Genomic DNA, 10,475 nt, shown 5'->3' with positions numbered 1-10,475 from the left:
CCCGTGGGGTCGGCGCCGTCGGTCGGCTGTCGCTCAGCCTGCGGTCGGCCGGGGGCCGACGTGGGTCTGCGTCAGCGCGGGCGACGGGCGCCGGCGCGGCTGCCCATGGACATCCGCACCGCACCGCCCGTGCCGGACGACGCGGGCGCGGCGCCACGCGCACCGGCGGCCTGCGGACGACGCCCGCCCTCGCCGCGCGGCTGCGCCTGGCCCGTCGCCGACGTCGACGCCCCGGCCGCACCGGCACCACGGCCGGAGCCGCCGCGACGACGCCGCCGCGTGCCACCGCCGGCCGCACCGGCACCGCCGCCGGCCTGGCCGCCACCGCCCTGGCTGCCGCCCGCGGGACGCCCGCCCGACCGGCCCTGCGGCTGCGCCTTCGCGCGGCCGCCACCGGTCGTGCGGCCCGGCTCGGGGACCTCCGTCGCCACGACGGGCGCCATCGGCCCGCCGACGAGCTGCACGAGCACCGGGTCGCCGGCGCGCACGGGCCGCGGCGTGACGGTGATGCCCGCCTGCCGCGTCATCGCACGGACCTCGGCCTGCTGCTCCGGGAGCACGAGCGTGGCGACCGTGCCGCCGGACCCGGCGCGCGCGGTGCGGCCGGAGCGGTGCAGGTACGCCTTGTGCTCGGCCGGCGGGTCGACGTGCACGACGAGCTCGACGTCGTCCACGTGGATGCCGCGCGCGGCGATGTCGGTGGCGACGAGCACGCGCACCTCGCCGGACGAGAACGCCTCGAGGTTGCGCTCGCGCGCGCCCTGGCTGAGGTTGCCGTGCAGGTCGACGGCCGGCACGCCGGTCGCCGTCAGCTGCTTGGCGAGCTTCTTGGCCTGGTGCTTGGTGCGCATGAACAGCACGCGGCGCCCGGTGCCGGACGCGAGGTGCCGGATGACGTCCTTCTTGGTGTCCGCGCCGTCGACCGTGAACACGTGGTGCGTCATGGTGCTGACGGGCGACGAGGCCGAGTCGACCGAGTGGCGCAGCGGGTCCTTGAGGAACGCGGCGACGATCTTGTCGACGCCGTTGTCCAGCGTCGCGGAGAACAGCATGCGCTGGCCGTTGGCCGGCGTCGCCGACAGGATGCGGCGCACGCCCGGCAGGAACCCGAGGTCGGCCATGTGGTCGGCCTCGTCGAGCACCGTGATGCGGACGTCGGCGAGCGAGATGATCCGCTGTCCCATGAGGTCCTCGAGGCGGCCGGGGCACGCGACGACGATGTCGACGCAGCCCTTGAGGGCCGACTCCTGCGGACGCTGGGACACGCCGCCGAAGATCGTCGTGACCGTGAGGCCGGCGGCCTTCGCGAGCGGCTCGAGGGTCGCGGCGATCTGCGACGCGAGCTCGCGGGTCGGGGCGAGGACGAGACCGGTGGGGCGGGACGGGGCGCGGCGCACGGCCGTCGTGCCGGGCACGAGGCCGGCGAGGCGGGCCACGAGCGGCAGGCTGAACGCGAGCGTCTTGCCGGAGCCCGTGCGGCCGCGGCCGAGGACGTCCCGACCGGCGAGCGTGTCGGGCAGCGTCGCCGCCTGGATGGGGAACGGCTCCGTCACGCCGCGGGCGGCGAGGGAGCGGGAGAGGACCTCGGGCAGGCCGAGGGAGGAGAAGCTGGGCACAGTGGGTCGCCTTTCGCGGCGGTTCGTGGGGGCGTCCGCCAGCACCACGAGGCCGGGACGCGGGCGCGCTCCCGAGGACTTCGACCGGGGCGGCGCCGGGTCCAGTGTGCCCTATCACCGCCCCGGCGCCGCTGACGACTCGCTCACACCGTCCAGGACGGCCGTCCGGTGGGGCTCATGCGGCGTCCTCGTCGAGGTCGCCGTTCCCCTCCCCCGTACCCGTGTCCGCAGCCGCGTCCACGCCCTCCAGCACGACGAGCACGCTGCCCGGCCCGACCTGCGCGCCGAGCGTCGCCGCGACTTCCCGCACGCGGCCCGCCGCGGGCGCGAGCACGGGGGCCTCCATCTTCATCGCCTCCACCGCGAGCAGGGTCTGCCCCGCCTCGACCGTGTCGCCGGGGCGCACATCGATGCGGAACACGTTGGCGACGAACGGCGCCTCGACGGCCGTGCAGCCGGCGGGCACGACCACCTGCGGCCCGGTTGCGGCCGGTGCGGGGTCGTCGTGGACGCGGTCGAACTCCCCCGCCGCCGCCCAGGCGTCGCGCTCGCCCTGGAACGCCTCGGCCTGCTGCGCGCGGAACGCCGCGATGGCCTCCGCGTTCTCGGCGAGGAAGCGCTCGTGGTCGGCGAGCGCGAACTCGCCCTCCTCGACGCGCAGCGCGAGCCGACCGGCGGCCATGTCGGCACGCATCTCCAGGAGCTCGTCGGGCGCGACCTCGTACCAGCGGATGCGGTCGAAGAACCGCAGGAGCCACGGCGTCCCGGCCTCGAACGCGCCGCGCTGGCGCAGCGTCGACCACACCGGCACCGTCCGGCCGACGAACTGGTACCCGCCCGGCCCCTCCATGCCGTAGATGCACAGGTAGGCACCGCCGATGCCCACCGCGTTCTGCGGCGTCCACGTGCGGGCCGGGTTGTACTTCGTGGTGACGAGGCGGTGCCGCGGGTCGAGCGGCGTCGCGACGGGCGCTCCGAGGTAGACGTCGCCGAGCCCGAGCACGAGGTACTCGGCGTCGAACACGGTGCGGTGCACGTCGTCGACGGACGCGAGCCCGTTGATGCGGCGGATGAACTCGATGTTCCACGGGCACCACGGCGCGTCGTCGCGGACGCCGTTCATGTACCGCTCGATGGCCTCACGCGTCGACGGGTCGTCCCACGAGAGCGGCAGGTGCACCGTGCGGCTCGGCACGCGCAGGTCGTGCGTCGGCGGCAGCGCGGCGTCCACGGCGCGGACGACGTCGGCGAGCGCGGCGACGGAGGTCACGGCCGGGTCGACGTGCACCTGCAGCGAACGGATGCCGGGCGTCAGCTCGACGACGCCCGCCAGGCGGCCGGCGTCCACGTCGGCCTGCAGCGCCGTCATGAGCGCGTGCACCCGCATGCGCACGCCGAGGTCGAGCCGCATCGGCCCGTACTCGACGAGCAGGTTCGCGTCGCCGCTGCGCCGCAGGGTCAGCTCCGGGTCGTCGACGGACGCGGCGACGCGCGCGAGCACGCCGCCGTCCGTGACCGGGGCACGGTCGGCGACCGCGGGCGCGAGCGGGGCGTCGGCCAGCCGCGCCGCCTGCGCGTCGGTGACGGGCACGAAGCGGACGGTGTCGCCCGGGCGCAGCTGCCCCAGCTTCCACAGGTGCCCGCTCGCGACGGTGGCCGGGCACGTGAACCCGCCGAGGCTCGGGCCGTCGGGGCCGAGCAGGATCGGCAGGTCGCCGGTGTAGTCGACGGCGCCGACGGCGTAGGGCGTGTCGTGGATGTTCGACGGGTGCAGGCCGGCCTCGCCGCCGTCGGGGCGCGCCCAGCGCGGCCGCGGTCCGACCAGCCGCACGCCGGTGCGCGCCGAGTTGAAGTGCACCTCCCAGTCGGCGGCGTGGAAGGCCTCGACGTCCTCGGGCAGGAAGAACTCCGGCGCGGCGTGCGGTCCCTCGAGCGCGGCGACGTCCCACGCCGAGCCGATCTCGGGGCGCTCCGCCACGGGCACGGGCCGCACGTCGTGCGGCGCGGCGGGCGTCGCGAGCGGGACGAGGTCGCCCGTGCGCAGCGCGCGCCCGGTGACGCCACCGATCTCGCCGAGGTCGAACGTGCTCGCCGACCCCAGCACGGGCACGACGTCGAGCCCGCCCTCGACGAGCAGGTACGTGCGCATGCCCGCCGTCGCGGTCCCGATGGTGAGCACCGCGCCGGCCGGCACCTCGACCGGCTCCCACAGCGGCACCGGCGTCCCGTCGACGTCCACGGGCGCGGGCGCGCCGGTGACGACGACGCGGGCCGCGGTGCGGAACCGCAGCGCCGGGCCGGTCATCGTGCACTCCAGCCCGGGCGCGCCCGGGTCGTTGCCGAGCGCGCGGTTGCCGGCCGCGAACGACCACGCGTCCATCGGCCCCGACGGCGGGATGCCGACGGGCCAGAGGCCGACCCGTCCCGGCAGGTCCTGCACGGTCGTCAGCATGCCGGGGCGCAGCACCTCGAACCGTGGCGTCGCGTCGACGATCCCGTCCAGGGTGCGCGTGCAGTGCGCGGCCGCGGCGACGTCGGCGTCGTCGGCCGCGGCGCGCAGCAGCCCGAGGTTCGTCGCGACGCCGTCCACACGGGTCGCGGCGAGCGCGTCCCGCAGGCCGGCCCACGCCGCGGCACGGTCGGGGCCGTGCACGACGAGCTTGGCGAGCAGCGGGTCGTAGTGCGTGCTGACCTGGGCGCCGACCTCGAGCCACGTGTCGACGCGGACGCCCTCGGGCAGCGCGAGGTGCGTGACCGTGCCGGCGCTCGGCAGGCCGCCGAGGTCGGTGTTCTCGGCGTAGACACGGGCCTCGACGGCCGCACCGGTCGGCGTCGCCGGCGCCTCGTCGAGCACGCCGCGCTCCCCCTGCGCGAGCCGCAGCATCCAGGCGACGAGGTCGATGCCGTGCACGGCCTCGGTGACGGGGTGCTCGACCTGCAGGCGCGTGTTGACCTCGAGGAACGCCGCCTCCTCGCGGTCGGGGTCGTACACGTACTCCACGGTGCCGGCGGACCGGTAGCCGACCGACGCGCACAGCTCGCGCGCGGCGTCGGTGATCTGCGTGCGCACCGCGTCCGGGAGGCCGGGCGTGGGCGTCTCCTCGACGACCTTCTGGTTGCGGCGCTGCAGCGTGCAGTCGCGGTCGCCGAGCGTGACGACGCGCCCCGCGCCGTCGCCGAACACCTGCACCTCGACGTGCCGCGCCCGCACGACGAGCCGCTCGAGGAACACGGCGCCGGACGCGAACGCGGCCCCGGCGACGCGGCGGACGTCGTCCCACGCGGACCGCAGGTCGTCGGGCCCGTGGCACGCGCGCATGCCGATCCCGCCACCGCCGGCGGTCGCCTTGAGCATGACGGGGTAGCCGATCGCGTCCGCGGCGGCGAGCGCCTCGTCCAGCGAGCCGAGCAGGTCCGTGCCCGGCAGCAGCGGCACGCCCGCGGCCTGCGCGGCGGCGCGCGCGGTGTGCTTGGCGCCGAAGACCTCGAGCTGCTCGGGCGTCGGGCCGACGAACGCCAGCCCGGCGGCCTCGCACGCCCGGGCGAACCCGGCGTTCTCCGAGAGGAACCCGTAGCCCGGGTGCACCGCGCCGGCACCGGTCGCGAGCGCCGCGCGGACCACCCGGTCGACGTCGAGGTAGCTCTCCGCCGCGGGCGGCGGGCCGAGCAGGACGGCCTCGTCGGCGAGCTCGGTGTGCAGGGCGCCGCGGTCGGCCTCGGAGAACACCGCGACGGTGCGCAGGCCGAGCTCGCGCGCGCTGCGCAGGATGCGGACGGCGATCTCGCCGCGGTTCGCGACGAGCAGGGTGTCGAACGCCATCACGCGGCTCCCTCGTCCTCGGTGGTGCCGGACCACACGACCATCTCGGCCCGGCTCGGGTCGAAGCCGTTGCACGGGTTGTTGACCTGCGGGCAGTTGGAGACGACGACGAGCACGTCGCGCTCGGCGCGCACGCTGACGCGCAGGCCGGGCGCGGAGATGCCGTCGACGATGCCGAGGGCGCCGTCCGGGTCGACCGGCACGTTCATGAACCAGTTCACGTTGGAGACCTGGTCGCGCTTGCCCATGCCGTACCGGGACAGCTCGGCGAGGAAGTTGTCGGCGCACGCGTGCTGCGCCCATGTGTGCGGGCCGTACCGCAGCACGTTCGACTCCTTGGAGCACGCGCCGCCGAGGGTGTCGTGCCGCTCGACGTCGTCGTCGACGACCGTGAGCAGCGGGTCGCCGTCGGCGGTGCGCAGCACGGAGCCGAGGACGAGGAACACCGACCCCTGCTCGGCCAGCGTCGCCTGCGCGCTGTACGCGTTCGCCGTGTCGTGCGCGTCGTAGGCGAGGAAGTCGACGGCCTGGTTGCCGTCGAGGTCCACGACCGTGAGCACCTGCCCGCGGCGCAGCACGTGCGACCACGGCGAGCGCGGCGCGACGGTCTCGCGGTGCAGGACGCGGCCGAACGTGTGACGCCCGGGTGCGGCGGTGCCGGTGGTGCTGGTGGCGGCGGTGCTGGTGGTCGTCATGCGATCCCCCGGGCGGTGAGGTGGTCGGCGGTGGCGAGGAAGGCGCGGCGGCCCTCGGGGGTGGCGTCCCACAGCGGGTCGCCGGGTGCGGTGGGGGCGCCCCGCCACGCGAGGACGTCGACGGGGCCGCAGCTCCACCGCTCGCGCGGGTCGAGCGGGTGGGCCGTCGCCGCGAGCAGCAGCACGGCCGGCATCTCCAGGCGCAGCACGACGCTCGCGCCCGCGCCGGCGGAGCCGGTGGTCTCGGCCGTGCCGTCGGCGCGCACGCGCACGCCCTGGAAGAACGTCACGCACGGCGGCACGTCGCGGCGGGTCAGGCCGTGCTTGGCGGCGGCGAGGACGAGCAGCTCGCGCCCCGCCGGGGACGCGCCGTGCGGGCTGCCGTCGCCGTAGCGCGCCTCGTTGCGGGCCCGCGACGACGTCCCGAACACCGTGTCGTGGTGGCCGGACGCGTCCTCGACGACGGTCGCGAGCACGCGGCCCTGGTCGGACAGGAGCAGCTGGCCGGGCGCCGTGTACACCTGCCACTGCACCTTCACGGTGTCGGCGACGTTGAGCCGCTCGTGCGTGCGGCCCGCGCTGTACAGGACCGCGGCCAGGCTCGCGTCACCGGTGACGTCGGTGAGCCGCACGTGCGTGCCGCGGGCGAGCTCGCGGTGCGCGTACCCGCCGCCCGCGACGCGCTCGGCCCAGACGAGGTCGGCGGCGTCGACGCCGGCCGGCAGGCCACCCGCGAGCGCGTCGGCCGGGACCGTGGACGCCGGCAGCCAGGGCCGCTCGGCGACGACGGTGCCCTCCTGCGCACGGGCGTGGGCACGGGCTCCGGCGGTGGTCGACGTGCCGTCGGTCGTGGTGCTCATCGGCTCGCCCCTTTCTGTCGGTGGACAGAAAGGAGCGAACACCCGCCCCGTGACGGGCCCGTGTGCACCGTGTTGCGGTCGCGTTACCGTGCGAGCCGGACCCGCGCCCGGCGGTGCGGCCCGTCGTCCGGGCCCGCCGGGCCGCACTGCTAGCGTCCTCGACCATGCCCCGCCGCACCGGACGCCCGCGGACCGCGGGCGCCTCCCCCACCGGGCGCGGCACGCGCGAGGACATCCTCCACGCGGGCGCCCGCCTGTTCTGCACGGTCGGCTACGGCAGCACGAGCACGCACGCGCTCGCCGAGGTGGCCGGCGTCCGGCAGGCGACCCTCTACCACCACTTCCCCGGCAAGCACGCGGTCCTGCTCGAGCTGCTGCTCGGCACGGTGCAGCCGTCCCTCGACGCCGCCCGCGCCCTGCTCGCGGGCGATGAGCCGGCACCCGCCCGCCTGTGGGCGCTGTGCGCGGGCGACGTCCGTCTGCTCCGCGCCGGCGAGGACAACCTCGGCGCGCTGTACCTGCTGCCCGAGCTCGACGACGAGCGGTTCGCGCCGTTCCACGACCGCCGCGCCGAGCTCGAGGCGGCGTACCGCGCGCTCGTGGCCGCGTGCGGCGTCCCCGCGGACGACGTCGTGCGCACCGCCGCGCTCGTGCTGGGCCTCGTCGAGAGCGTCATCCTGCAGCGCCGCCGGGCGCCGGGCACGCTCGACGACCGCACCGCCGACGTCGTCGCGGACGCCGCGCTCGCCCTCGTCGGCCTCGAGCCGGCGCACCGGGCGGCGCACGCGGGCACCGGGCGCCGCCTCGCGGCGCCCGCGCCGGCCGCCGCGGACTGAGGCACGGGCCACCCCACTCGCACGCGCCGGGCGGCACCGGCGTGCGGGCGGCTTAACACGATCGTTTCGTGCGGGACGCGGGGCGGTCACACCCGCGCGGATGAATACGGGTCGAACGACAGAAACGCGCGCAGCGCCACCGCGCGCGCCCCCTCGACTCCGCCGCATCCCGCCGGGAGCCCTCATGATCATCGCTGGAGTGGGTCTGACCGTCCTGGTCGTCCTCGTCGTCGGCGTCGCCGTGGCGCGCAAGGTGGACGGGGACAGCGCCAACTACCTCGTCGCCGGCCGCCGCCTCGGCGTCCCCCTCGTCGCCGTCTCGCTGACCGCCGCCGCGGTCGACTCGAACGCCACCGTCGGCAACACCGACCTGACGTCGCAGTTCGGCTTCTGGTCCGGCGCCTCGCTCGCCCTCGGCCTGAGCATCTGCCTCCTGCTCACCGGCCTGTTCCTGGCCAAGCCGATCAACCGCATGAAGCTCTTCACGCTCGGCGACTTCTTCCGCATCCGGTACGGCCGCCCCACCGAGGTCGTCGCCTCGCTCGTCATGCTGCTGTCGTTCGTCACGCTGCTCGCGGGCAACCTCGTCGCGTGCGGGTTCCTGCTGGAGCGGTTCGCGCACATCCCCTACGCGTGGGGCGTGCTGCTCTCCATCGCGCTCGTGCTCGCCTACACCGTGGCCGGCGGCCTGTTCTCCGACGCGTACACGGCGGTGATCCAGACCGCCATCACCGTGGTCGCCGCCGTCAGCCTGCTCGCGTGGGTCGCGTACACCTACGGCATCGTCGTGCCCGAGGGCCTCGGGCCGTTCGACCTCGGCCAGCTGACCGACAGCGCCCAGGGTGCGCCGATCAACTGGGCGACGCTCGTGGCGCTCGGCATCGGCGACATCGTCGCGATCGACTTCATGCAGCGGGTCTTCGGCGCGCGGAGCCCCGAGGTGGCCCAGCGCTCGTGCTTCGTCGCCGCGGGCTTCACCGCGGCGATCGGCACCATGTTCGCGCTCGTCGCCCTGACGGCGTCGGCGGTGCTCGGCATCTCCGTCGAGGATGGGCCCGTGCTGTTCACGCTCCTCGCCGAGCACGCGCCGCCGCTGCTCGCGGTCCTGGTGCTGTCGGGCATCGTCGCCGCCTCGTTCTCGACCGCGTCCGGCGCGATCCTCGCCACCTCGGCCATCGCGGTGCGGAACCTGCTCGGGCAGCGGCGCATCGTCGTCGGGGGTCCGGACCCGCTGCTGCGCTGGACCCGCCTGGCGATGGTCCCGATCTGCGTCCTCGGTGCCGTGCTCGCGATCCGCGTCTCCCAGACCGGCATCCTCCTGACGCTCGCGTTCGACGTCATGCTCGCGTGCCTCGCCGCGCCGTTCGCCCTCGGGCTGTTCTGGCGGCGTCCCGGTGCGGTCGCCGCGCTGGTCGCGGCCGGCGTCGGCCTCGTCGTCCGGCTCACGTTCCTCGCGCTCACCCCCACCCTCTACGGCGTGCCCAACGACCTGCTGTACGTGCCGAACGACCTGGTCGGCGCCGGCTTCGACGGGTGGGCGACCCTCGTGGCCGCGGTCGCGGGCATCGGCACGTACGTGCTGGTGGGGTGGCTGCGGCCCCGCCCCGCGGACGAGCGGGCGTCCGAGGCCGAGCAGCTGGCGGCGCTCGACCGCGAGCTCGCGGAGGTCGAGGCCGTGCCCGCGCCCGTCGCGACGACGGCCGCCCCGGCCTGACGACGTCACCACGCGCCCCGTCACGTCGTCGGCCGCCCGGACCCGACCGGGCGGTCGACGCCGACGCGCGTGCCTGCGTGTCGGCGTCGGGCGTGTCGGCGCCGGACCGCACCTCTTCCCGACGGCGTGCGCACGGTGTGCGCCCACCGTGCGTACGCCCGCGGGACGATCTCCGCGCCCCGCCCGACACGCCGCTGCACGCGTGCGACACGCCGCGAGCGGGCGCGTCAGCGGACGACGAGCGCCGGGTGCCGCGGGTCGTCGACGCGCACCACGACGTCGGCGACGTCCTGCGGCGCCACCTCGTCCTCGTACCGGGCGAAGGCGGGCAGCTGCCACGCGCGCACGTCCCCGAGGCGGCGCGCGAGGGTGGCCGGCCGCGCGGTGAGGTGGACCGTCAGCTCCGCGTCGAACCAGCGGCCGAGCAGCAGCTCCCCGTCGAGCACGAGCACCGCCGGGCCGGCCGCGGTCGCGTACGGGGCGCGGGTGGCGCGGTCGCGGCCGGCGTCCCACAGCGTCGGCAGGTACCGGCCCTCGGCGGCGAAGGGGTCCAGCACCTCGCGCCCCAGCGCGCCGGCGTCGAGGCGGTCCTCGAGGTAGGCGTCGGGGTCCTCGCGCCCGTGCTCGTACCGCAGCGACGCGGGCCGCAGGAAGTCGTCGGCGTGCACGCGCACCACGGCGCGGCCCGCGGCGCGCAGCGGCTCGACCAGCGCGTCCGCGAGGTCGGCCGCACCGAGCGGCGCGGCGCCGTCGACGAGCACCCGCTGCCGGCCGTCGCCGGCGAGCACCCGGTCGACCAGGTGGTCGACGAGCACGGACGGGGTCACCGGGCGCACCTGCACGGACGCAGGTCACCACGTGGCGGCGGACGGCGCGAGCCGGCCGGCCCCGTCCTCGGCGGGCACGCCGGTGAGGACGGCCGCGCGCGGGGGCG

7 protein-coding genes are annotated in these 10,475 nt (G+C 76.3%); 2 read left to right on the top strand and 5 right to left on the bottom strand.

Translation table 11 applies throughout. The features are described from left to right. Positions 1 to 71: 71 nt before the first annotated feature. The 4 genes from ACFUMH_RS17070 to ACFUMH_RS17055 form a co-directional block, all read right to left on the bottom strand. Positions 72 to 1,616: a DEAD/DEAH box helicase gene (locus tag ACFUMH_RS17070; protein WP_378208393.1), complete on the bottom strand. Its 1,545-nt coding sequence runs from the start codon at positions 1,614 to 1,616 to the stop codon at positions 72 to 74. Between the two features lie 175 nt (positions 1,617 to 1,791). Then, complete coding sequence (gene uca / locus ACFUMH_RS17065; protein WP_378208391.1) at positions 1,792 to 5,436, bottom strand: urea carboxylase; 3,645 nt, start codon at positions 5,434 to 5,436, stop codon at positions 1,792 to 1,794. Further along, on the bottom strand, positions 5,436 to 6,131 hold the full coding sequence (locus ACFUMH_RS17060; protein WP_378208388.1) for an urea amidolyase associated protein UAAP2: 696 nt from the start codon (positions 6,129 to 6,131) through the stop codon (positions 5,436 to 5,438). Before ACFUMH_RS17060 ends, uca begins: the two co-directional genes overlap by 1 nt. Then, on the bottom strand, positions 6,128 to 6,991 hold the full coding sequence (locus ACFUMH_RS17055; RefSeq protein ID WP_378208386.1) for an urea amidolyase associated protein UAAP1: 864 nt from the start codon (positions 6,989 to 6,991) through the stop codon (positions 6,128 to 6,130). The genes ACFUMH_RS17060 and ACFUMH_RS17055 overlap by 4 nt, the downstream gene beginning before the upstream one ends. Before the next feature lie 164 nt (positions 6,992 to 7,155). Here ACFUMH_RS17055 and ACFUMH_RS17050 point away from each other — a divergent pair, with 164 nt between their 5' ends. Together ACFUMH_RS17050 and ACFUMH_RS17045 are read left to right on the top strand one after the other, a co-directional pair. Continuing rightward, on the top strand, positions 7,156 to 7,827 hold the full coding sequence (locus ACFUMH_RS17050) for a TetR/AcrR family transcriptional regulator (RefSeq protein WP_378208383.1): 672 nt from the start codon (positions 7,156 to 7,158) through the stop codon (positions 7,825 to 7,827). Positions 7,828 to 8,011: 184 nt separating this feature from the next. Then, complete coding sequence (locus ACFUMH_RS17045; protein ID WP_378208381.1) at positions 8,012 to 9,541, top strand: sodium:solute symporter family protein; 1,530 nt, start codon at positions 8,012 to 8,014, stop codon at positions 9,539 to 9,541. Between the two features lie 227 nt (positions 9,542 to 9,768). On the opposite strand, the gene ACFUMH_RS17040 is transcribed toward ACFUMH_RS17045, so the two are convergent. Then, on the bottom strand, positions 9,769 to 10,368 hold the full coding sequence (locus ACFUMH_RS17040) for a uridine kinase (RefSeq protein WP_378208379.1): 600 nt from the start codon (positions 10,366 to 10,368) through the stop codon (positions 9,769 to 9,771). Positions 10,369 to 10,475 lie beyond the last annotated feature (107 nt).

It is taken from the genome of Cellulomonas sp. NPDC057328 (assembly GCF_042667215.1).
GTDB lineage: Bacteria > Actinomycetota > Actinomycetes > Actinomycetales > Cellulomonadaceae > Cellulomonas.
The sequence above is the reverse complement of the archived record's forward strand: the minus strand, read 5'-3'. Positions and strand labels throughout refer to the sequence as shown.